This is a genomic window from Rhizobium sp. CCGE 510 (genome assembly GCF_000292525.1).
Taxonomy (GTDB): Bacteria; Pseudomonadota; Alphaproteobacteria; order Rhizobiales; family Rhizobiaceae; genus Rhizobium.
The window spans coordinates 72,921-94,413 of sequence record NZ_AEYF01000013.1 but is presented as its reverse complement, the minus strand read 5'-3'; the positions used below and the strand labels follow the sequence as shown (position 1 = coordinate 94,413).

18 protein-coding genes are annotated in these 21,493 nt (G+C 61.6%); 10 read left to right on the top strand and 8 right to left on the bottom strand.

Annotated features, from left to right (window positions below):
• The first annotated feature begins 114 nt into the window (after nucleotides 1–114).
• On the top strand, nucleotides 115–1,206 hold the full coding sequence (locus RCCGE510_RS06770; RefSeq protein ID WP_037077992.1) for a PHB depolymerase family esterase: 1,092 nt from the start codon (nucleotides 115–117) through the stop codon (nucleotides 1,204–1,206).
• Nucleotides 1,207–1,279: 73 nt separating this feature from the next.
• Here the strand turns inward: RCCGE510_RS06770 and RCCGE510_RS06765 are convergent, their stop codons facing one another.
• Nucleotides 1,280–1,579, bottom strand: coding sequence for a DUF6074 family protein (locus RCCGE510_RS06765; protein ID WP_007628402.1), 300 nt, complete (start codon nucleotides 1,577–1,579; stop codon nucleotides 1,280–1,282).
• Nucleotides 1,580–1,778: 199 nt separating this feature from the next.
• On the opposite strand from RCCGE510_RS06765, the gene RCCGE510_RS06760 reads away from it, so the two are divergent.
• Nucleotides 1,779–3,044 carry a glycerate kinase gene (locus tag RCCGE510_RS06760; RefSeq protein ID WP_007628401.1) on the top strand — a complete coding sequence of 422 codons (1,266 nt, stop codon included), beginning with the start codon at nucleotides 1,779–1,781 and terminating at the stop codon, nucleotides 3,042–3,044.
• A gap of 24 nt (nucleotides 3,045–3,068) precedes the next feature.
• Here RCCGE510_RS06760 and RCCGE510_RS06755 read toward each other — a convergent pair whose 3' ends face one another.
• The 7 genes from RCCGE510_RS06755 to RCCGE510_RS06725 form a co-directional block, all read right to left on the bottom strand.
• Complete coding sequence (locus RCCGE510_RS06755; RefSeq protein WP_007628400.1) at nucleotides 3,069–4,022, bottom strand: NAD(P)-dependent oxidoreductase; 954 nt, start codon at nucleotides 4,020–4,022, stop codon at nucleotides 3,069–3,071.
• A 98-nt stretch (nucleotides 4,023–4,120) separates the two neighbouring features.
• Complete coding sequence (locus RCCGE510_RS06750; RefSeq protein ID WP_037077989.1) at nucleotides 4,121–5,077, bottom strand: lytic transglycosylase domain-containing protein; 957 nt, start codon at nucleotides 5,075–5,077, stop codon at nucleotides 4,121–4,123.
• A 151-nt stretch (nucleotides 5,078–5,228) separates the two neighbouring features.
• Nucleotides 5,229–5,888, bottom strand: coding sequence for a peroxiredoxin (locus RCCGE510_RS06745; protein ID WP_007628392.1), 660 nt, complete (start codon nucleotides 5,886–5,888; stop codon nucleotides 5,229–5,231).
• Nucleotides 5,889–6,176: 288 nt separating this feature from the next.
• Nucleotides 6,177–7,175, bottom strand: coding sequence for a TRAP transporter substrate-binding protein (locus RCCGE510_RS06740; protein WP_007628390.1), 999 nt, complete (start codon nucleotides 7,173–7,175; stop codon nucleotides 6,177–6,179).
• 16 nt (nucleotides 7,176–7,191) lie between these two features.
• Nucleotides 7,192–9,021 carry a TRAP transporter large permease subunit gene (locus RCCGE510_RS06735; protein ID WP_007628388.1) on the bottom strand — a complete coding sequence of 610 codons (1,830 nt, stop codon included), beginning with the start codon at nucleotides 9,019–9,021 and terminating at the stop codon, nucleotides 7,192–7,194.
• A gap of 24 nt (nucleotides 9,022–9,045) precedes the next feature.
• The gene (locus RCCGE510_RS06730) at nucleotides 9,046–10,176 is read right to left on the bottom strand and encodes an LLM class flavin-dependent oxidoreductase (protein WP_007628386.1); all 1,131 of its coding nucleotides are present in this window, start codon (nucleotides 10,174–10,176) and stop codon (nucleotides 9,046–9,048) included.
• Nucleotides 10,173–11,054: an ABC transporter substrate-binding protein gene (locus RCCGE510_RS06725; protein ID WP_007628384.1), complete on the bottom strand. Its 882-nt coding sequence runs from the start codon at nucleotides 11,052–11,054 to the stop codon at nucleotides 10,173–10,175. Before RCCGE510_RS06725 ends, RCCGE510_RS06730 begins: the two co-directional genes overlap by 4 nt.
• Before the next feature lie 219 nt (nucleotides 11,055–11,273).
• On the opposite strand from RCCGE510_RS06725, the gene RCCGE510_RS06720 reads away from it, so the two are divergent.
• The 8 genes from RCCGE510_RS06720 to RCCGE510_RS06685 all read left to right on the top strand — a co-directional run bounded on the left by RCCGE510_RS06720 (nucleotide 11,274) and on the right by RCCGE510_RS06685 (nucleotide 21,473).
• Nucleotides 11,274–11,639 (top strand): metalloregulator ArsR/SmtB family transcription factor, encoded by a 366-nt coding sequence (locus tag RCCGE510_RS06720; protein ID WP_007628382.1) that lies wholly within the window; start codon nucleotides 11,274–11,276, stop codon nucleotides 11,637–11,639.
• A gap of 7 nt (nucleotides 11,640–11,646) precedes the next feature.
• The gene (locus RCCGE510_RS06715) at nucleotides 11,647–12,276 is read left to right on the top strand and encodes a glutathione S-transferase N-terminal domain-containing protein (RefSeq protein ID WP_007628379.1); all 630 of its coding nucleotides are present in this window, start codon (nucleotides 11,647–11,649) and stop codon (nucleotides 12,274–12,276) included.
• Between the two features lie 149 nt (nucleotides 12,277–12,425).
• Complete coding sequence (locus RCCGE510_RS06710) at nucleotides 12,426–13,013, top strand: ANTAR domain-containing response regulator (RefSeq protein WP_007628377.1); 588 nt, start codon at nucleotides 12,426–12,428, stop codon at nucleotides 13,011–13,013.
• Nucleotides 13,014–13,047: 34 nt separating this feature from the next.
• Nucleotides 13,048–14,331, top strand: a complete 1,284-nt coding sequence (locus RCCGE510_RS06705) for a CmpA/NrtA family ABC transporter substrate-binding protein (protein ID WP_192815285.1) — start codon at nucleotides 13,048–13,050, stop codon at nucleotides 14,329–14,331.
• A gap of 434 nt (nucleotides 14,332–14,765) precedes the next feature.
• Nucleotides 14,766–16,007: a nitrate/nitrite transporter gene (locus RCCGE510_RS06700; protein WP_007628373.1), complete on the top strand. Its 1,242-nt coding sequence runs from the start codon at nucleotides 14,766–14,768 to the stop codon at nucleotides 16,005–16,007.
• A gap of 17 nt (nucleotides 16,008–16,024) precedes the next feature.
• Nucleotides 16,025–18,475: a nitrite reductase large subunit NirB gene (gene nirB, locus RCCGE510_RS06695; RefSeq protein ID WP_007628371.1), complete on the top strand. Its 2,451-nt coding sequence runs from the start codon at nucleotides 16,025–16,027 to the stop codon at nucleotides 18,473–18,475.
• Between the two features lie 4 nt (nucleotides 18,476–18,479).
• Entirely contained in the window at nucleotides 18,480–18,815 is a 336-nt protein-coding gene (gene nirD / locus RCCGE510_RS06690; RefSeq protein WP_037077985.1) for a nitrite reductase small subunit NirD, read from the top strand.
• Nucleotides 18,816–21,473 (top strand): nitrate reductase, encoded by a 2,658-nt coding sequence (locus RCCGE510_RS06685; RefSeq protein WP_007628367.1) that lies wholly within the window; start codon nucleotides 18,816–18,818, stop codon nucleotides 21,471–21,473.
• Nucleotides 21,474–21,493: the final 20 nt, after the last annotated feature.

Below are 21,493 nucleotides of genomic sequence, written 5' to 3'. Positions count from 1 at the left end.
CAACCGGGCACACGGCCAACCCCGAATATATTGTGCAGCGCAGCAACTTTCTGCTAGCTTGGACGTTGGGGTAAGCATCACCGGCATCCCGGCTGCTGATTGGCGGAGACTTTCATGAGATCTATGTCAGACACCCTCGCACGCCTTGCTGCGTTGCGTGGAACGCTTCGTCCCCAACCCAAGCAGGACAATTCCGATCTTGTCGCATTGGACGCGTTCGGCGCAAATCCGGGTGCTTTGGGAGGTTATATCTATCTGCCGACGAAGCGCGGGAAAAACATGGCGCTGGTCGTCGTCCTGCACGGCTGCACCCAGACTGCATCAGGCTATGATAGCGGGTCGGGGTGGTCGCGATTGGCCGAGGATTATGGCTTCGCGCTGCTGTTTCCCGAGCAACGACGGGCAAACAATCCAAACCTCTGCTTCAACTGGTTTAACCCAGAGGACATCCGTCGGGATCACGGCGAGGTCTCTTCCATTCGCCAGATGATCACAAAGGTCGTTGCCGAATACGGCATCGACAGCCGGCGCGTGTTCGTGACGGGGCTTTCGGCCGGCGGCGCCATGGCCGCCGCCATGCTTGCCACCTATCCCGAGGTTTTTGTGGGCGGCGCGATCATTGCTGGCCTGCCTTATGCAAGCGCCGCGACCATTCCCGAGGCATTCGACCGAATGCGCGGCCATGGCGGCCCGACGGCAGAAGAACTTGAACTGCGGTTGAGAACCGCTTCAGGTCACAAAGGCCCGTGGCCGACATTATCGCTCTGGCAGGGAACCGCAGACAGAACCGTCGTGCCAGCCAATGCGCATGCGATCGTCGGGCAATGGAGAAATATCCACGGCGTCAACGCATCGCCGTCGCGCGTCGAAGATATCGGACGACATCAGCGAAGGGTCTGGACCGATGTTCATGGGGTCGATGTGATCGAACTCTACACGATTGCCGGGATGGATCACGGCACGCCACTCGATGTCGGCACCGGCTACGGGACAAGCGGACCCTTCATGCTTGACGTCGGAATTTCCTCGACCGTCGAAATTGCCAGGTCCTGGGGTCTGGTTCCCTCATTTGAAAAGCGGCGCAATGCAGAACCCTCTGCTGCGCAAACGGAAAACGTCGCAGGTCCATTCGGTGCCGGCAGCGGCAGCGGCGGCATTCAGAAGGTCATTGAAGACGCCCTTCGGTCTGCCGGGCTGCTGCGGTAAAGCGACAGACCGGGGCAGCCCTCGCTACTATGCCGTCATGCCGGAGCGACCCTCCGGATCCAGCGAGATTGCGCTATCGGTTCTGGGACTTGGGCAGCGGCCCATTTTGATGGCTGAGGACGAGTTCGATCTGGACATCCTGCTGAAACTGCATCACCCGCTGCCCGACGTCACTCTCCGGCATCCCGGCTGCCAAAAGCTGATCGGCGAGCCTGCGGCATTCGGCCCTCCAGAATTCTATCGCCTCTGCGCCGTGTCGCCGGCCGAGTTCACGGGCGCAGCGCTCGATATTGGCGGTTCCGGTTCCAGAGGGAAAAGCAATAACCCTGCCTTCACTAAGGGCGGCGGGGCGGCAGGTCATTTCAGTAGCCATCGAACACAGGTTCCTTTGATCCTGTTCGTTGTCTACGGGACTATGGTTAATGCTTTCTATCGTTCGTCTCGGTTCCTTTTGACGAAGCAGAATTTGCAGCCCACTGCCGTCAGTCAGTCTCGCCTTCGACCTTGACGCCGGCACGCCGATGCGTCGACAGTCCGTGACACGATCGACACTCCAGGCTCAGAGACCACCGATGACGATGACCGCTCCCCGCGATTTCCTGAAAAGCCTGTTCGACGCGGCGGTACGCGCCGCCGATCCGATAACCGGCATCCAGGCAAACCTGCCGGATCGGCCGAAGGGAAGGACTGTTGTGATCGGTGCCGGCAAGGGCGCTGCGCAAATGGCGCGGGCGCTTGAAAGCGTCTGGGACGGACCGCTCGAGGGGCTGGTGGTCACCCGCTACGGCTATGGCTGCGAGACACGCCATATCGAGATCATCGAGGCTGCCCATCCGGTGCCCGATGCTGCCGGGCTTGCCGCGGCAAGACGGTTGATGGGGACGGTGAACGGGCTGACGGAAGACGATCTGGTGATCGCGCTGATCTGCGGTGGCGGCTCGGCACTGCTGCCCGCCCCGCCGCAGGGGCTGACCCTCGAAGACGAAATTGCACTCAACGAAATGCTGCTAGCCTCGGGCGCGCCGATCTCGGCTATGAATGTCGTGCGCAAACATCTTTCCACCATCAAAGGCGGGAGGCTTGCGGCAGCAACCAAAGCAAGGGTCGTCAGCCTGATCGTCTCCGACATTCCCGGCGACAATCCGGCCCATGTCGCCTCCGGCCCGACCGTGCCTGACGGTTCGACGCGGCACGATGCGCTCGAGATCATCAGGCAATATGGATTGCAGCTGCCGCAGGCAGCGCTCGACCATCTGAACTCGCCGAAGGCCGATGCACCGCGGCCGAACGATCCGGTCTTCTTCCGGCACGAGCATCATATCATCGCCTCTGCCGGCGTGTCGCTGGCGGCCGCGGCGGCCCTGGCGAAGTCGCAAGGGATCGAACCCGCCATCCTTTCCGATGCGATCGAGGGAGAATCGCGCGACGTGGCGAGGGTGCATGCGGCAATCGCCCGCGAGGTGCTGGGCCGGAACAGGCCGTTTTCGAAGCCGGTCGTCATCCTTTCCGGCGGCGAGACGACGGTGACGCTGAAAGCCAAGGGCGGCAAAGGCGGACGCAACGGCGAATTCGCGCTCGCCCTGGCGCTTGATATCGACGGACAGCAGGGTATCCATGTCCTGGCCGCCGACACGGACGGGATCGACGGCTCGGAGGATAATGCCGGCGCCTTTGCCGATGGCGGCACCGTCAAGCGCCTGCGCGCCGCCGGGCTCGATCCACGCCGGCTGCTCGACGGCAATGACAGCTATTCGGGCTTTGCGGCCACCAGCGATCTCTTCGAAACCGGCCCGACCGGTACCAACGTCAACGACTTCAGGGCCATCCTGATCGTTTAAAACCAGGCCAAGGGCGCTGGTGGATCAGGTCTCGATCCGCCCCTGCCCGACCAGCCATCCCACCGCCTCCTGCACTGCCTGCAGGGAGGTGTACCGCGGGGTGTAACCGAGCAGGCGCCGGGCTTTGGCGATCGAGCAATTCGGGCTGCGGGCAATATGCTCCCAAGTCGCCTCCGCATCTTCGGCCGTCTGGCTTTTGGCCCAGGCATCGAATGGCGCGAAGGTGAGCTTCGGTTGCTGCCCGAACCACCGTGACATGGCTTCGGCATAACCGCGAAGCGTCAGCGCCTGTTCCGAAACCGCGTGAAAACTTTCGCCGATCGACGCATTCCAGTTGGCGATCGCCCCCATGAACATCGCTGCCACGTCATCGGCATGGACGTGATGAACGGTTTCCAGGCCGAAATTGGGGAGGCCCAGGGTCTCTCCGCGAGCAAGGGTAGAAAAGACCTGCAGGTTGAAGTTGCCGGCCGGATTGAGCGGCGCCCATCCGGGGCCGACAATATGGCCGGGATGGATGATGGTCGCCGGAAAGCCGTGAAGCCTTGCCTGCTGCAGCAGATAGGTTTCGATCGCCGCCTTCTGGATGCCATAGTCACCGAATGGAGATTTTGGCGCTTCTTCGAGTGTCGGCACGGCCACGGGGTGGCCATGTGTCCAGATGGTGCCGGTATGCAGGAAATGACCGACATGTCCCGATAGCGCCGTCACCAGGTGCTCGGCACTTTCGAGCGTGAAGCAAATCATGTCGATGACGATATCGGCTTTCAATGCACGCACAGCCGGACCGAAATCACCCGTCCGCTCCATCGCTGCCCGATCCATCTGGCGCTGATCGACGGCAGCCCAAGCGCTGTTTGCCGTGTAGGGCTTTGCCGCGCCACGGCTGATCGTGACGACGTCGTGACCTGCCTCGACCAGGCGGGGAACCAGATAGGTTCCGACATGGCCCGTTGCCCCGATGACCAAAACCCGCATCCTCGTTCCTCCCTTTGCACTTCCGTGTCGAATATGCTGCGCCCTCAGCCGATCCTGCAAGCAGACTTTTCGTGATCAAGGCGGGTGGACCTAACCCGCTATCGATTCTTGAAAACAAGGCAGGTGCCGCCGTGCCTGCGGATCTCGTTGCAGAGGTTGTTGGCTTCCACTCGCGTCTGCCGGCCGATGCGGGCGGCATAACGCGGGCGAAATCCGAAGCTGCGATCCCGCTGGCGCAGGATCAGCGGTTGCTCCGCATTCAGCGGCGCCGGCAGATCCTGCACGGCATCGAGGAACATGCTTCGGGCCACTGCGACATTGGCGTTCGCGGCAAGCTGGACGCCCCAGGGCGCCCAGTCGCCTTCCTGGCGCCAGGGGGTATCCTTCAAAGTCCGGCGTTCGGCAAGCGCCACGCAGCCGTCGAGGAAGGGCTTGTCCTTGTCGAGCGGGGCTGCCGCGTCTTCCGGCGGCTTATCCTTCCACTCCTCGACCGTATGGGCGGTGATCGCCATGACGTAGCTGCGCGTCTCGTAAGGTAATCTGCCTGACGCAAGGTAAGAAGAAAGGCCGTTTTCGCCGGCATTATAGGCGGCGGCAGCAAGGCCGAGATTACCGAAACGATTGCGCAATTCGTCGAGATATTGCGCCGATTTCCGCAGGGCTTCCAGCGCCTGGTAGCTGTCTTCGAGGCCGCGCAATTTCGCCGTTCCAGGCATGAACTGCGCAATCCCCTGCGCCCCTTTGAAGCTGACTGCATCGGGTCGAAAAGTGCTTTCGCGCCAGATGAGACGGGCGAAATAATCCGGCGGCAATTGACTGGCGTTGGCGAAATGCTCGATCGCGACGCAAAGGTCGCGATTGAAACTGTCCTTGCGGATGCAGAGCGTCTCACCCGACCCCGACGCAGAAGGCCCGGAATAGAGGCAGGCCGGCTCGGCGACGCTTTCTTCCGGCTGGGCCTTTCCACTAGCTGCGGCGGAAAACAGAAAGTAGAGCGAAAGCATGGCCTTCGCAGCTATCTTCCCAAAGCCGGACTGACGCTTTCGCCCTATCATCGGATCTCAGCAGGTTCGAACTTCATCGCGACGCTGTTATCTTAGATAACATCGATCAAGGTGCGAGGCTTCCCCATTTCCACAATGCCGGCACGAAAAAGCCGCCGGGCCAATGGCCGCGGCGGCTTGAGGAATGGCTTGGAAACAGCAATCAGGCCGTCGGTTGTTTGGTCTTCCGGAGATAGGGCAGAACCGTATCGAAGGAACCGAAACGCGTGATAGCGTCCTCGTTGGAAACTGCTGCGGTGATGATGACGTCCTCGCCCTGATTCCAGTTCGCCGGCGTCGCCACCTGGTGCTTGGCCGTCAGCTGGATCGAATCGATGGCGCGCAGGATCTCGTTGAAATTTCGGCCCGTCGTCATTGGATAGGTGAGGATCAGCTTGATCTTCTTATCGGGACCGATGATGAAGACCGAACGCACCGTGGCGTTGTCGGCGGGCGTGCGGCCTTCCGAGCTCTCGCCGGCGCCGGCCGGCAGCATGTCGTAGAGCTTGGCGACCTTGAGGTCCTTGTCGCCGATCAGCGGATAATCGACGTCGAAGCCGGTGGCGGTCCTGATGTCGTTCTTCCACTTGGCATGGCTTTCCACAGGATCGACGGAGATGCCGATGATCTTGACGCCACGCTTGGAAAAGTCCCCGGCCAGGCCGGCCATGGCGCCGAGCTCGGTCGTGCAGACAGGCGTAAAATTCTTCGGATGCGAGAACAGGACGGCCCAGCCATTGCCGATCCACTCATGAAAGCTGACCGGTCCCTGTGTGGTGTCGGCGGTAAAATCGGGGGCAATATCGTTGATGCGTAAGCTCATGGTCGGCCCTCCAAAGCCTTGTGTTCAATGTTGTTTGTTTCAAATCGAGGCCATGGGATCCGTCCGCCGGAAGCGGTCACGAGATTGCAGTCAACAGGACCGCACCGGCCGAAGGTGAAAACTTCCCATTCCAGGATTTTAAGTACGTCATATACCACGATCACCGAAGGCATGCTCTTTCGATTTCAGGCCTGCGGCGGCATTATTTTTCCGATGCATCCGAGCGATGACAGGGCCGATATTTCAATCGGCCCTGTCAGAAACATTCCCGGTCCGCCCTGCCCTCATTCAAGCCGCTTGAACGGTTTTGATCCTGTCGATGCCGCCGACAACAGGCGCGAAATCGGCCCAGACGCCCTGCGCGCCCTTCTGCCATTCCTCAAAGGCTTCCGGTTGCAAGAGCTTTCCGCCATGGCCAAGCGCCGTCTCGACGGACTTCACCTCGTCGTCGACGATCAGCTGGTTGAAATAAGCGGCGCCTTCGCTGGAAGCCTGCTGGAACACCGCCTTCTGCTCGTCATTCAAGCCGGCCCAGAAGGTTGAGGAATAATAGATGACGCCGGATGCCCAGATGTGGCCGGTCTCGGTCATATCAGGCACGACCTCATAGAGTTTGAAGCCGGAATAGGCCGATTTCGTCAGGTCCATCGCGTCGGCGACGCCGGTTGCAAGCGCATTGTAGGTCTCGGTGATCGGAATGCCGATCGGCGTCGTGCCGAATGCGCTCCAGAGTTTGGTGTGTAGCGGGCTCTGGATGACGCGGATGCGCTTGCCCTTCAGTTGTTCGGGCCGCGTTACCGGTTCCTTGGTCAGGAGATGGCGGGCGCCGTAATTGATGAAATCGCCGACGACGAAATTCTGCGCCTGCAGCTTCTGCTTGAGATCGGCACCGACATCGCCGCCGACCGTCCTGCGCACATGGTCGGCATCGCGGAAGAGGAAGGGCAGATCGAGGATCTGCAGTTCCGGCGCCCAGCCGGAAAGCGACGAGACCGTCGAGAGGCTCGCCTGGATCGAGCCAAGGCGGACGCCCTCGGCGACTTCCTTCTCGCCGCCGAGCGCACCATTCCTGACGATATTGAACTTGAACTGGCCGGGAAGCTTCGCCTCGACCAGTTCGCCGACCTTCACCCAGATCTTCGTTTCCGGCTTGTCATCGCCAAGCAGCGAGGCGATCGTGATCGTCGTCGTGCGGGCGGCGGCGGTGCGGACGAAGGCGGGCGCTGCCAGCGCCGTTCCGGCGAGAGCTGCCGTCTTCAGGAAATTGCGTCGGTTGAAATTGTCCATGGGGTTGTCCTGTTCGTTAGACGATGATGGCCCAGGCGCAGAGGATTGCGAGCGAGACCAGGAGAGCGAGCAGATAGGGAACGACCGCCCGGAAAAGTTCCGAAGCGGGAATGCGGGTGACGCCGCTGACGACGAAGATCAGCATGCCGAGTGGCGGCGTCAGTCCGTGGATCATCAGGTTGACGACGATGATCACCCCGAACTGAATGGGATCGATGCCGGCTGCAACCGCTGCCGGCAGCAGGATCGGGCCGAAGAGCAGGATCGCGGCGCCGATGTCGAGAACCAGGCCGACAACCAGCAGGATGATGTTCGAAAGCAGGATGACCGCAAGCGCGCTGCCGCCGAGCACCGTCGTCAGATGCGAGATCAGCCCGGACACATCATCGACCGCCAGCAGGAAGGCAAAGGGGCCAGCCGTACCAATAAGAAGACCGATTGCCGCCGCCTCGACAGCCGCCTGGCGGAAGGCGGCATAGAGTGAAACAATCCCGAGACGCGCGCCTAGGCCGAGCAGCAGCGTATAGAAAGCGGCGAGCGCTGCCGCCTCCGTGGTGGTGACGATGCCGATGCGGATACCGACGACGACGATGACGCCGAGCCCGAAGGCCGGGATTGCCTGAACCGCCGATTGCCAGCGCTGTCTGGCGTTTGCGCGCGGCAAAGGTACCTGCTCACGCACGGTCAGGTGGATGGCGACCGCCAGGCATACGGCCATCAGGCCGCCGGCGAAGAAGCCGCCGACGAGCAGCGAGCCGACGGAAAGATTAGTTGCTGTCGCAAGGATGAGAAACGCGATCGACGGTGGGATGACATTGTCGAGAACCGATGTCGAGGCGATGATCGCCGCCGCCTGGGCCGGCCGATAGCCATGTTTGACCAGCTCGGGCTGGAAGGTCGATGCGCCGAAGGCGGCATTTGCGACCGAGGAACCGGAGGCGCCGGAAAAGAGCACACTGGTCAGAAGCGTCGTCTGCGCCAGCCCGGCCCTGCGATGCCCGACCATGGCCGCGGCGAAGCGCACGAGCTGGTTGGCGACGCCGGAGGCGGTGAGAAGACCGCCAGCGAGCAGGAAGAAGGGAATGGCGAGCAGCAGGAATTTCGAGATGCCGGTGACGGTCGCCGAAACGATCGCCGGCTCCGGCAGGCTGCTGCCGAAGGCGATGACGACATAGGCTGCAGCAAGAAAGGCGTGCGGCAGAGGTGCTGCGAGCAGAAGACCCACCGCCGCGATCAGTCCGAGGAAGATGCTCGGCGGCCAGTCGAGATCGAGCGAGACATGCGGTATGCCGGCATAGAGCGCGACGCCGATGGCAAGCGAAAGGGCGACCGGCAGGACCTTGCCTTCGGCGATACGCTGCAGAAGCAGCACGACGAGGATCAGCGCGCCGCCGGCGCCAAGGAAGCCGAAGCGAATCCATTCCGGCACGCCGAGTGTCGGCGAGACGCCGCCGAGCATCGTCATGATCTCGCTGCCGCCGAAGCTCAGGATGAGCGCCGAAAGCACGGTAAAGACGTCGGCGCCGATCCGCGTGACTTTCCGCAGGCTTTCCGGCAGCATTCGCACGAAAACGTCGAGGCGCATGGCAAGCGCGCTGTTGAGGCTGAGCGGCGCGCCGAGCGCGATCAGTGCCACGTGCAGCCAGACACCGAGATCCTCGGCACCGATGAAGCCGGTGCCGAAGAAATATCGTAGGCAGACGGTAACGAGCACCATGAAAAGCAGCACGGCAAGGACGAATGCCGCGGCAATGCCGAGGATCGCTTCGATCGCCCGCAGCGCGCGCGCCGCAAGCCCGTCATCCGGAGCGGCTTGTTCGATCGGATGAAATTCGCTGGTTGTCACAATGCTTACCTTCTGGCGAGAGTATCAGGCGCTCTTGACGGTGGTAAGATCGCGGTCGAAGAGCGTCGACCAGGTGTAGCTGCGCGCCTTCGAGACTTCTCTGCTGACATCGAGCCGCGGCAGCACCTTTTCGCCGAAACGATAGGCTTCCTCAAGCAGCGGCATGCCCGAAAGAATGAAAGTATCGACGCCCGCCTTCTGATAGGCTTCGAGTGTGCGCAGAACCGTATCGGGAGAGCCGACGATCGCCGTGCCCGGGCCTGGCCGCACCAGGCCGATGCCGGCCCAGAGGTTCGGCGCGACTTCGAGATCGCGCAGGTTTTCCGGCTTGAGGCCCCCATGCAGTGCCGTCATGCGCTGTTGGCCGACGGAATCGCTTCTTCCGACGAAGCGTTGGTTGGCGGCGATCGCCGCATCGTCCATGCGGCCATAGAGATCGGCGGCCGCCTCCCAGGCCTTTTCGTCGGTGTCGCGAACGATGACATAGAGGCGGATGCCGTATTCGAGTTCACGCTCGTACTGTGCGGCGCGCGCCTTCACCGCCTCGACCTTTTCGCCGATCTGGGCGGGTGTCTCGCCCCAGGAGAGGTAAGTGTCCACGTGTTTGGCCGCGACATCGAGCGCCTTGTCGGAGGAGCCGCCGAACCAAAGCGGCGGCGGCGCGATGCTCTCGCCGACCGGCAAGGCCAGTTTGGCGCCATCCGTCGAGAAATACTTGCCCTGATGGGTGACGCTCTCTCCGGCAAACAGCCGGTGCCAGAGCTGAAGATATTCGTCCGCCATATCATAGCGCTCGTCATGCGGCAGCGTCATGCCATAGGCGCCGAGCATCTTGGCGTCACCTGAGACGATGTTGATCAACAGCCGGCCGCGGGCGAACTCCTGAAAGGTCGCAGCCATCTTGGCAAGCAATGTCGGCGCAACGAGGCCGGGATGGATAGCGACGAGAAAACGCAGCCGCTCGGTCTGGGCAAGCAGCGCACTCGCCAGCACCCAGACGTCATGGGCGCCGGTCGCAAACAGCGCGCCGGTGTAGCCCAGATGATCATAGGCCTGGGCAAGCTGCTTGTAGTAGCCGTAGTCGACCTGACGTGAGCCTTCCGGCTGCCAGGGATAGGCGCCGTCGGGTGCGCACATGTACCAGAAAACGTTCATCTCCCGATTTCCTTATCATCGGTCTTTTCGAGCGGGCTTTTCAGCACGATGGACTTGTCGAAATGGCCGTGGCGCAGCAGTGTGTCGGCCTCTTCCTGCTGTTCGGCAATGATCTCGTCGTCAATCGGAAAGACGGTGAAATCGCGCGAACGCACCACCTTTTCCCAGGCGTCGATATCTGTTCCGTCGCGGCCGCCGAATCCGTTGCGCTTTCCCGATGCAAGAAGCTTGGCGGCTGTGCGTGGATCGGCCGCGATCTCGCCGCCGATGCGGCTGAGTTCGAAGACGATCGCTTGGATCTTCGTCGCCGAAAGACCGGTCCGCTCCAATGTCCAGAACAAAGAGCGGTTGGGAATGGCCGCTCCGCAGCGGACGATCGGCCTGACATCACCGCGCTCCAGCGCCTTTTCGAGACGCGGCGACATGGCGACCCAGGCATCGACGCGACCCTCGAGCAGATCAGCGAGCGCATCGCGCGCGCCACTTTCGACCCGCTCGACATCAGGCAGGCTCAATCCCTCGCCTTCGAGGCTGCGGGCCAGGAGATAGGTGTGAAACGAACCGTCGATCAGCGAGATCCGGCGGTCTTTCAGCTCAGCGACGGAGCCGATCGGACTGTCGCTTCTGACGAAGATGGCGCCGTTGGCCGGCCGCGGTGCAGAGGCTGCGACATATTCGACGCCGAGGCCGCGCATATCCGCCTCGATCGGCGGCGTCGAGCCGGTACCGCCGAGATCGATGTCGCCATTTTCCAGCAGCGCCGCGGTATCCCGGCCTTCGGCATAGGAGACGAAAGCCGGCCGCAGATCGGCGAATGCGCCCGGCCAGAGCCGCGCGAGGCGCAGATGCAGATTGTTGGGATGAACACCAATTTTCATTCTGTCCGACCGATGACGTGGCTGATCGCAATCAATTTACTTTTTTATAAATTGATTGCGAGGAAGCGATTGTCGTCAGCACAAGAAAATCGGCGCTGAAATCCCATAAAATCGATAGGCAATGAAATCTTTTACCAGATTGCTCGAAGTGAGCGAGCGATAGTTGAAATTTCCGCGCCGTCACTTTACTTTTTTATAGAACCTGCAAGGACGATACCGTTGACGAAGCCCGTTTCTTCGAGAGTCTGTCATGATGTCGGCGCAGCCAGCGAACTGCTGAAGCTGATCGCTAACGCCAACCGCCTGGCGATCGTCTGTTATCTCATGGAAACGGAAGCCTCCGTCTCGGCGATGGAGGACGAACTCGGCATCCGCCAGCCGACGCTTTCCCAGCAATTGAGCGAGCTTCGCGAGGCCGGCGTGATCGAAGGACGCCGCGATGGAAAGGCGATCGTCTATCGCGTCATCGATCCGCGTGTCGAGGCGATCGTGCACAGCCTGAGGGATATGTTCTCCGGCCTCGACGACGTCACCGGGCGCTTCGGAATGACGAAGCTGCCGGTCGACGAAATGATGTTCGATTGAACCTGGGATGATCGACCTCTATACCTGGATCACGCCGAACGGACTGAAAGTGTCGATTGCACTCGAAGAGTTCGGCCTTCCCTATCGCCCCCATGCGATCGACATCACCAAGGGCGATCAATTCCAGCAGGATTATCTCGCCATCAATCCGGGCGCCAAGATTCCAGCGATCATCGATCACGAGACCGGCATCACGCTTGCCGAATCCGGCGCCATCCTGCTCTATCTCGCCGAAAAGACCGGGCGCTTCCTGCCCCGGCACGGTGCGGCCCGGCATCACACGATCGAATGGCTGATGTGGCAGATCGGCGGTTTCGGACCGACGCTCGGCCACGCCCATTATTTCCTGACCTACAATAGCGGCGAAGCGCCTTTCGCAGAGGATCTCTTTCGCCGGGACACCCGCCGCCTGTACGAGACCCTGAACGCGCGGCTCGAGGGCCGCGACTATCTCGTCGACGATTATTCTATCGCCGACATGGCGGTCTGGCCCTGGGTTTCCAGGTTTCAGCGCCACAAGATCGACTTGAGCGCCTTTCCCAACATCCGACGATGGTATCTCAGGCTTGCCGCACGGCCGCAGGTCAGGCGCGGTTACGCCGTTCCCCATTTCACCTCCGACATACCGCAGCCCTGAAGGCTTCGGCGGCCATTTCGCCGAGTCTCGCCGAAGAGGCGGCCCGCCTCAAACCGCGGCAGTTTGATTATTTTTTACTCACACCTATTGATGCACATTTTTCAGGCGACACCTTGCCAAAATTGCTGCAGCGCGTCATAAATGGAGCAATGACGCATCTCGATCTGACAATTCTGGTGATCGACGAAAATGCCATACGCGCCTCCATCATCGAAGAAGGGCTGCGCGAGGCAGGGCATACGCGCGTCACCGTGGTGCATGAGGTCAACGGCATCGCGCGAATCATCGAAACGCTGACGCCCGACGTGATCATCATCGATATCGAAAATCCCAACCGCGACATGATGGAGCATCTGTTCCAGCTGACGCGTACCGTCAGCCGGCCGATCGCCATGTTCGTCGATCGCTCCGACACGGCTTCGATCGAGGCTGCGGTCGATGCCGGCGTCTCGGCCTATATCGTCGACGGATTGAAGAAGGAACGCGTCAAGCCGATCCTCGACATGGCCGTCAGCCGCTTCAATGCCTTCAGCCGGCTGCGGCGCGAGCTTGCCGATGCCCGCTCAGCGCTGGAGGAACGCAAGCTCATCGAGCGCGCCAAGGGCATATTGATGAAGATGCGCGGACTGTCCGAGGAAGAGGCGTTCTCCCTGTTGCGCCAGACAGCGATGAACGAAAAGAAGAAGATGTCGGAAATCGCTCAGAGCGTCGTCACCGCCGCGGGGCTGTTGATGTAATGGCCGACGTTCGTGAATTTCCGGAGGAACCGGAGTGGATATGATGACGAAGGCGACGAATTCCAGCGGCGGACTGCCCTCGCCCGTGCGCGTGAACAATGAAGGGCCGAAAGTGCTTCGGGCCGGCTTCATTCCGCTCGTCGACTCATCGGTGCTGATTGCGGCGGCAGAATTCGGCTTCGCGCAGAAGGAAGGCCTGACGCTCGATCTCGTCAAGGACGTCTCCTGGGCGAATGTCCGCGACCGCCTGGCATTCCGCCAGTTCGATATCGCCCATATGCTGTCGCCGATGCCGGTCGCCTCCATGCTTGGTCTCGGCTCCAATCCCTCGCCGACGATCACGCCGTTTTCGCTGGGACGCGGCGGCAACGCGATCACGCTGTCGACGCGGCTTTTCGACAGGATGCGGGATGACGCGGGATTGTCGGAAACAGCAAATGCGCTCGACAATGCGCAAGCTTTGGCGAAGACACTGGCGGCGATGAAGGCGCGCGGCGAGCCGTTGCCGACCTTCGGTGTTACCTATCCCTTTTCCTCCCACAATTACGAATTCCGCTACTGGCTGGCGGCCGGCGGCATCGATCCCGACAAGGACGTCAAGCTCGTCGTCGTGCCGCCGCCACTGACTTCGGATGCGCTTGCGGCCGGCGCGATCGACGGTTTCTGCGTCGGCGCGCCATGGAATATGGTCGCCTCGGAGCGCGGTCTCGGCCGTATCGTCGCCGCCAAACAGGATATCTGGCCGTCGGCTCCGGAAAAGGTGATCGGCATGCGGCCGGACTGGGCGGAAAGCCATCCGGAAACCGTTTCCCGGCTGATCGTGGCGCTCGACGCCGCAGCCCGCTGGTGCGACCGGCCGGACAATCACGACGCACTGGCGGCAGCTCTTGCCGATTCCCGCTATATCGCCGCCCCCGTCGAGATCATTCGCCGTGTTCTGGCCGGTGAATTCAGCCTCGATGCAAAGGGCAACCGCCGCGTCATTGCCGATTATTTCATGTTCCATTCCGGCTTCGCCAACTATCCCCGGCCAAGCCATGCTCTATGGATCTACAGCCAGATGATCCGCTGGGGACAGGCCGAGGCCAGCCTCAACAGCGCAAGGGCCGCCGCATCCGCCTATCGCCCCGATCTTTATCGCAGAGCTCTCGGCGACGACAACGCACCCGATGACGCCGATATCCGCATCGAAGGCGATGACGAGGGCGACCGCTTCATGGACGATCACATTTTCGATCCGGCGCAATTGCCGGACTATGTCGCCGGCTTCGCCGTCAGGAGCGCCCTGCCCTTCTCCTCCCACAGCGATGAGACCTGATCGACAGGCCAGCCTGCACAAAACGCCAGCAAGGATCTCCGTCCATCCCACCGCAACGCACAAAAAATTTGCACGATTTTTAGCAGCCCCAAAAACGAGCAGACGACAGATTTTTAAAAATATTGTTTTTATTCAGTGCCTTGATGTGAAAAATCCAAACTGGCACACCGCTTGCAAGGCTATTAAGGCACAGATCAACGACGATCAGCAGCGTGAGCGCGCATTAGCCGCGCGCACAAGACAGAGACATTGCGCTTCAGATTGAAGACGTTGGTCTTACTGACATGAATTCGGCGTCCAACGACGGGCGCCACCAGCAAAGCCGCTGATCAGGATACTTCGCGCACCTCGTGTATGCGCGGCCTGGCCAGCGGCTTTTTTGTTTTAACCCCCAGCAATGGATCGGCACGACCTCGTCGGGCCACGGAGAAGCCATGTCTGTCATCGAGAAAGCAGAGCCTATGTCCGCCGGCGAACCAGCCAAAGCATTGTGGATCTCCACAGCCGCCTTCACCCTCTGTTTCGCCGTCTGGACGATCTTTGCAATCATCGGCATCCGCATTAAGCAGGACCTCGGCCTGAACGAGGCGGAGTTCGGATTGCTGGTCGGAACCCCGGTCCTCACCGGCTCGCTCGTGCGCATCGTCCTCGGCATCTGGACAGAGCGTTATGGCGGTCGTCTTGTTTACACGATCACCATGCTGGCCGCCGCATTGGCGACATTCCTGCTCTCCTACGCCCAGACTTATACGCAGATGCTGATTGCCGGTCTCGGCGTCGGGCTTGCCGGCGGCTCCTTCGCGGTCGGTGTCGCCTATGTCTCGCCCTTCTTCCCGGCGGAAAAGCAGGGAACGGCTCTCGGAATCTTCGGCGCCGGCAATGTCGGCGCGGCCGTGACCAAATTCGCCGCCCCCTTCGTCCTGCTGGCATGGGGCTGGCAAGCGGTTGCGGAGATCTGGGCCGTCTGTCTGGCGCTGATGGCAATCGTCTTCTGGTTCACCACGTCAGATGACCCGGCCTTCCGTCTCCGCCGCAAGCGCGGCGTCGCCTCCAAGAGCCTGGCTCAGGAATTCGCGCCGCTGCAGAACGTTCAGGTCTGGCGTTTCTCGCTCTACTATTTCTTCGCCTTCGGAGGCTTCGTTGCCCTGTCACTGTGGCTGCCGCGCTACCTGGTCGGCGTCTACGGCTTCAACCTGGAAACGGCCGGCATGGTAGCGGCCTGCTACTCGATCCCGGGCAGCATCTTCCGCGCCTTTGGCGGCGTGTTGTCGGACAAGAAGGGCGCCCGCAGCGTCATGTATGCGATGCTGGCCGTGTCGGCCGTGGCCACTCTCATTCTGGCCCTGCCGGCTGCTACGATTACGCCTGTCATCTTCATCGTCGTCATCTTCGTGCTCGGCTTCTTCATGAGCCTCGGTAAGGCTGCCGTCTACAAGCACATTCCCGCCTACTATCCCGAGAGCGTCGGCGCCGTCGGCGGCATCGTCGGGATGATGGGCGGTCTTGGTGGCTTCATCCTGCCGATTGCCTTCGGCCTGCTCAAGGACATGACCGGCCTTTGGTCCAGCTGTTTCTTGCTGCTCTTTGCGATCGTCGTCGCTTCTCTCATCTGGATGCACCTGTCCGTAAAGCAACTGTCGCGCCAAGGGCACTCGGCGCCCGTGGCTGCAACCTGATCTAAGGACTTGGAAATATGACCGAAAAACTTGTCATCATCGGCAATGGCATGGCGCCCGGGCGCATGCTGGAGCATCTCTTCGAACAGGCGCCCGGACGCTATGAAGTTACGATCTTCAATGCCGAGCCGCGCGTCAATTACGACCGCATCATGCTGTCGCCGGTTCTCTCCGGCGAGAAGGACTACGAGCAGATCATCATTCACGGTGACGGCTGGTACATCAAGCACGGCATCATGCTCTACAAGGGCCACAAGATCATCAACATCGATCGCGTCGCCAAGACCGTCACCTCCGACCACGGCGTTACCGAAAGCTATGACAAACTGGTGATCGCAACCGGTTCCGTACCCTTCATCATCCCGGTCCCCGGCAAGGATCTGCCCGGCGTCATCACCTATCGCGATCTGGACGACGTGCAGGCGATGCTGCTTGCCGCTCAGTCGCGCGAAAAGGCTGTGGTGATCGGCGGCGGTCTGCTCGGCCTGGAAGCGGCGGCCGGTCTTGCCCAGCGTGGCATGGACGTCACCGTGCTGCACGTCATGCCGACGCTGATGGAGCGCCAGCTCGACCCCGCCGCCGGCTATCTGCTGCAGAAGGCGGTCGAAGAACGTGGCATCAAGGTCATCTGCAAGGCCAATACCAAGGCGATCGTCGGCAACGGCAAGGTCGAGGGCATCGAGCTTGACGACGGCCGCATTATCCCGGCAACGCTGGTGGTGATGGCAGTCGGCATTCGTCCGAGTGTGGGCCTGGCGAAGGACGCCGGCCTTGCGGTCAATCGCGGCATCGTCGTCGATGCCGGCATGCAGACCTCGGACGGCAATATTCTTGCGCTTGGCGAATGTGCCGAGGTGGGCGGCATGGTCTACGGCCTTGTTGCGCCGCTCTATGAAATGGCCCGGATTGCCGCATCACATCTTTCCGGCGATCGCTCGCCGGCCTTCGTTCATGCAGATACACCGACCAAGCTCAAGGTCACCGGCATCGAACTCTATTCCCTCGGCGACTTCGCCGACGCCGACGACCGCCAGGAGATCGTGCTCCGCGATGCCAGCGCCGGCGTCTACAAGCGCCTGGTGCTGAAGGACAACAAGATCATCGGCACCGTGCTTTACGGCGAGACCGCCGACGGCGCCTGGTTCAACGACCTGAAGAAAAAAGCGACCGATATTTCCGAGATGCGCGAGACGCTGATCTTCGGACAGGCCTATCAGGGAGGGTCGCCGCTGGACCCTATGGCGGCCGTTGCAGCCTTGCCGGATGACGCGGAGATTTGTGGCTGCAACGGCGTATGTAAGGGAAAGATCACTTCGACGATTTCAGGCAAAGGCCTGACGTCGCTCGACGACGTGCGGGCCCATACGAAGGCATCGGCCTCGTGCGGCTCCTGTACCGGCCTCGTCGAACAACTCATGGCGCTGACACTTGGCGACAGCTACAACCCGGCTGCCGTGCAGCCGATGTGCACCTGCACCGAACTCGGCCATGACGACGTCCGCCGGCTGATCAAGGCCAAGGGGCTGAAGAGCATCCCGGCGGTCATGCAGGAATTGGAATGGAAGACCTCCTGCGGCTGCGCCAAATGTCGGCCGGCACTCAACTATTACCTGGTCAGCGACTGGCCGGACGAATATGCCGACGACTACCAATCGCGTTTCATCAATGAGCGCGTCCATGCCAATATCCAAAAGGACGGCACCTACTCCGTCGTTCCGCGCATGTGGGGTGGCGTCACCAATTCGAACGAACTGCGCGCCATCGCCGATGTCGTCGACAAGTTCGAGATCCCGATGGTGAAGGTGACGGGCGGCCAGCGCATCGACCTGCTCGGCATCGAGAAGGAAGACCTGCCCGCCGTCTGGGCCGATCTCGGCAAGGCCGGTTTCGTTTCCGGCCAGGCCTATGCCAAGGGTCTGCGCACCGTGAAGACCTGCGTCGGCTCGGACTGGTGTCGCTTCGGCACCCAGGATTCCACCGGTCTCGGCATCCGCATCGAGAAATTCATGTGGGGCTCATGGACGCCGGCCAAGCTGAAATTGGCCGTCTCCGGCTGCCCGCGCAACTGCGCAGAAGCAACCTGCAAGGATATCGGCGTGATCTGCGTCGATTCCGGTTTCGAGATCCATTTCGCCGGTGCGGCCGGTCTCGACATCAAGGGCACTGAGGTTCTTGGGCTTGTGCGGACCGAGGACGAAGCGCTGGAGCATATCGTGGCACTGACGCAAATGTATCGCGAGCAGGCCCGTTACCTCGAGCGCATTTACAAGTGGGCCAAGCGTGTCGGCCTGGAGGAAATCCGCCGTCAGATCATGGACGATGCCGAAAAGCGCAAAGCCTATTACGAGCGCTTCGTCTTCAGCCAGAAATTCGCCCAGGTCGATCCCTGGTCGGAGCGTGTTTCCGGCAAGGACAAGCATGAGTTCAAGCCGATGGCGACGATCGGTTATCCGCAGGCTGCGGAGTAAGGAGATGGACATGAACTGGATCGCAATCGGCGACATCTCCGACATCCCATTGCGCGGCGCGCGTTGCGTAAAGACGCCGCAGGGCAAGATCGCCGTCTTCCGCACCGCCGAAAACGAGGTCTTCGCCATCGAGGACCATTGCCCGCATAAGGGCGGGCCGCTGTCTCAGGGCATCGTTCACGGCAAAGCCGTCACCTGCCCGCTGCACAACTGGGTGATCTCGCTGGAAACCGGCAAGGCTCTCGGCGCCGACCAGGGCGAGGTCCGGACGATACAGGTGCTGAACGAAGACGGCAGGCTGTTCGTTGCCCTGGAAAGCCTGATGATGGCGGCGGAATAGATGGGAACTGAGGTCAAGACCACCTGTCCCTATTGCGGCGTCGGCTGCGGCGTTCTCGCCACCGTCGACGAGGCAGGCTCAGTCAGCGTCAAGGGCGATCCCGAGCATCCGTCGAATTTCGGCCGGCTCTGCTCGAAGGGTTCAGCCCTTGCCGAAACCATCGATCTCGATGGCCGGCTTCTCTACCCTGAAATCGCAGGCGAGCGCAGCGGCTGGGACGAGGCGCTGGATCTGGTCGCCCGGCGTTTTTCCGAAACGATCGCCGAACACGGGCCTGACTCCGTTGCCTTCTACGTGTCCGGCCAGTTGCTGACCGAGGATTACTACGTCGCAAACAAGCTGATGAAGGGTTTCATCGGCTCGGCCAATATCGATACCAATTCAAGGCTCTGCATGTCCTCCTCGGTGGCGGGGCATCGCCGCGCCTTCGGCGCCGATACGGTGCCTGGAACCTATGAGGATATCGAACTCGCCGATCTGGTGGTGCTCACCGGCTCCAATCTCGCTTGGTGTCATCCCGTCATCTACCAGCGGCTTGCCGCCGCAAAGGTGGCGCGGCCAAACATGCGCGTCGTCGTCATCGATCCGCGCCGGACGATGACATGCGATATCGCCGACCTGCATCTGGCAATCCGCCCGGACGGCGACGTCGCGCTGTTCATGGGACTGCTTGCCCATCTCGCGACCAGCCCGGCAATCGACCAGAATTACATCGCTTCCCACACGGAAGGTTTCGCCGACGCTTTTGCGGCAGCCGCGGCGCTTGATATCAACGATCTCCTGGAGCGGACCGGCCTGCCGGCCATGCAGATCCGGGAGTTCTTCCGGCTGTTCGAGAACACGCCGAAGGTCGTGACCTGCTACAGCCAGGGCGTCAACCAGTCCTCTTCCGGCACCGACAAGGTCAATGCCATCCTCAACTGCCATCTGGCGACCGGCCGCATCGGCCGCCCCGGCATGGGACCATTCTCGCTGACCGGCCAGCCGAACGCCATGGGCGGGCGCGAGGTCGGCGGTCTCGCCAATATGCTTGCCGCCCATATGGCGATCGAAAATCCGCAAGACCGGGATCGCGTGCAGCGCTTCTGGAATTCACCGGTCATTGCTGCAAAACCGGGCCTGAAGGCGGTCGACATGTTCCGCGCGGTGGCCGACGGGCGCATCAAGGCGCTCTGGATCATGGCCACCAATCCCGTGGTCTCGATGCCGGATGCCGACAGCGTCGAAAGCGCAATCGCCGCCTGTCCCTTCGTCGTCGTCTCCGACATCCTTAAAGAGACGGATACGACCCGGCACGCAGATGTGCTTTTGCCTTCACTCGGCTGGGGCGAAAAGGATGGCACCGTTACCAATTCCGAACGACGCATTTCCAGACAGCGGCCGTTTCTCGGCATATCAGGCGATGCCAAGGCCGACTGGTGGCAGCTTGCAGAGGTCGGACGCCGCATGGGATTTGCCGCCGCTTTCGACTTCGATGCGCCGGCCGCAATCTTCGCGGAACACGCTGCCCTCTCGGCCTTCGAAAATAACGGTAGCCGCGATTTCGACATCGGCGCGCGCGCCGACATGCGTGACGACGCCTACGAAGAACTATCGCCCTTCCAGTGGCCGCAGGCGGCAGGAACCGAACCCGGCATTACCCGCTTCTTCGCCGAGGGCGGGTTTTTCCATGCCGATGGCAAGGCGCGCTTCGTCGCGGTGGAACCGCCCGCAACCGATCGCACCAATGCCGATTTCCCGTTCACGCTGAATACCGGGCGCGTCCGCGACCACTGGCACACGATGACGCGCACCGGAAAGAGCGCGCGGCTTTCCGCCCACATCGCCGAACCCTTTGCCGAGATCCATCCGCGCGACGCGATCGAGACCGGTATATCAAGCGCCGGCCTCGTCGAGATCGACAGCCCGCATGGCAAAGCGATCGTCCGGGCGCTGGTCACCGATCGCCAGGCCCGTGGCGGTATCTTTGCGCCGATGCACTGGAACGACCAATTCGCCGCAAAAGCGCGGATCGACGCCGTGGTCGCGCCGATAACCGATCCCGTTTCCGGCCAGCCGGCGTCGAAGAACGTTGCCGTCGCCGTCCGGCCCTTCCCTGTCAGCCATTATGGTTTCGCCGTCTCGGCGACAAAACCGGCGACACCGGAGGCAGCCTATTGGGCGCTGGCGAAAGCCGACGGCGGCTGGCGGCTGGAACTTGCCTTTGGCGAAGCTGTCGAAGACTGGACGGCGTGGTGCCGCGCGGTTTTCGCCATTCCTGATGAAATCGAGCCGCTGGGTTATGCCGACCGGCAATCCGGCGATCTCAGGCTGGCTTTCTTCGATGGCGAGACCCTGCTTGCCGCACTATTTCTCGCCCGCGAACCGGTCGCCGTCGCCCGCAACTGGGCGATATCGCAGCTCTCCGCCTCGCATGGTGACCTCAGGAAACGCTTCGCGCTCGTTGCAGGCCGTCCCGGCGCCGGCAGACCGGATCCGGGCGCCACCGTCTGTTCCTGCTTCAGTGTCGGGGTCAACCAGATTGCCGCTGCCGTGCGCGGCGGATGTCACAGCGTCGAGGCGGTCGGCAAGGAAACGAGCGCTGGAACCAATTGCGGCTCCTGCCGCAGCGAAATCGGCACGATCATCGATCGCTGTCTTGCCGCGGCCGCGGAGTGAACTACGCAAAAGCAAGCAAG

Coding starts and splice junctions, on each gene's coding strand:
- nirB (WP_007628371.1), top strand. CDS start 16,025: ATGACCGAAAAACTTGTCATCATCGGCAATGGCATGGCGCCCGGGCGC.
- RCCGE510_RS06725 (WP_007628384.1), bottom strand. CDS start 11,054: ATGAAAATTGGTGTTCATCCCAACAATCTGCATCTGCGCCTCGCGCGG.
- RCCGE510_RS06740 (WP_007628390.1), bottom strand. CDS start 7,175: ATGGACAATTTCAACCGACGCAATTTCCTGAAGACGGCAGCTCTCGCC.
- RCCGE510_RS06745 (WP_007628392.1), bottom strand. CDS start 5,888: ATGAGCTTACGCATCAACGATATTGCCCCCGATTTTACCGCCGACACC.
- RCCGE510_RS06700 (WP_007628373.1), top strand. CDS start 14,766: ATGTCTGTCATCGAGAAAGCAGAGCCTATGTCCGCCGGCGAACCAGCC.
- RCCGE510_RS06750 (WP_037077989.1), bottom strand. CDS start 5,077: ATGATAGGGCGAAAGCGTCAGTCCGGCTTTGGGAAGATAGCTGCGAAG.
- RCCGE510_RS06765 (WP_007628402.1), bottom strand. CDS start 1,579: ATGGCTACTGAAATGACCTGCCGCCCCGCCGCCCTTAGTGAAGGCAGG.
- RCCGE510_RS06685 (WP_007628367.1), top strand. CDS start 18,816: ATGGGAACTGAGGTCAAGACCACCTGTCCCTATTGCGGCGTCGGCTGC.
- RCCGE510_RS06760 (WP_007628401.1), top strand. CDS start 1,779: ATGACGATGACCGCTCCCCGCGATTTCCTGAAAAGCCTGTTCGACGCG.
- RCCGE510_RS06770 (WP_037077992.1), top strand. CDS start 115: ATGAGATCTATGTCAGACACCCTCGCACGCCTTGCTGCGTTGCGTGGA.
- RCCGE510_RS06710 (WP_007628377.1), top strand. CDS start 12,426: ATGACGCATCTCGATCTGACAATTCTGGTGATCGACGAAAATGCCATA.
- RCCGE510_RS06755 (WP_007628400.1), bottom strand. CDS start 4,022: ATGCGGGTTTTGGTCATCGGGGCAACGGGCCATGTCGGAACCTATCTG.
- nirD (WP_037077985.1), top strand. CDS start 18,480: ATGGACATGAACTGGATCGCAATCGGCGACATCTCCGACATCCCATTG.
- RCCGE510_RS06730 (WP_007628386.1), bottom strand. CDS start 10,176: ATGAACGTTTTCTGGTACATGTGCGCACCCGACGGCGCCTATCCCTGG.
- RCCGE510_RS06715 (WP_007628379.1), top strand. CDS start 11,647: ATGATCGACCTCTATACCTGGATCACGCCGAACGGACTGAAAGTGTCG.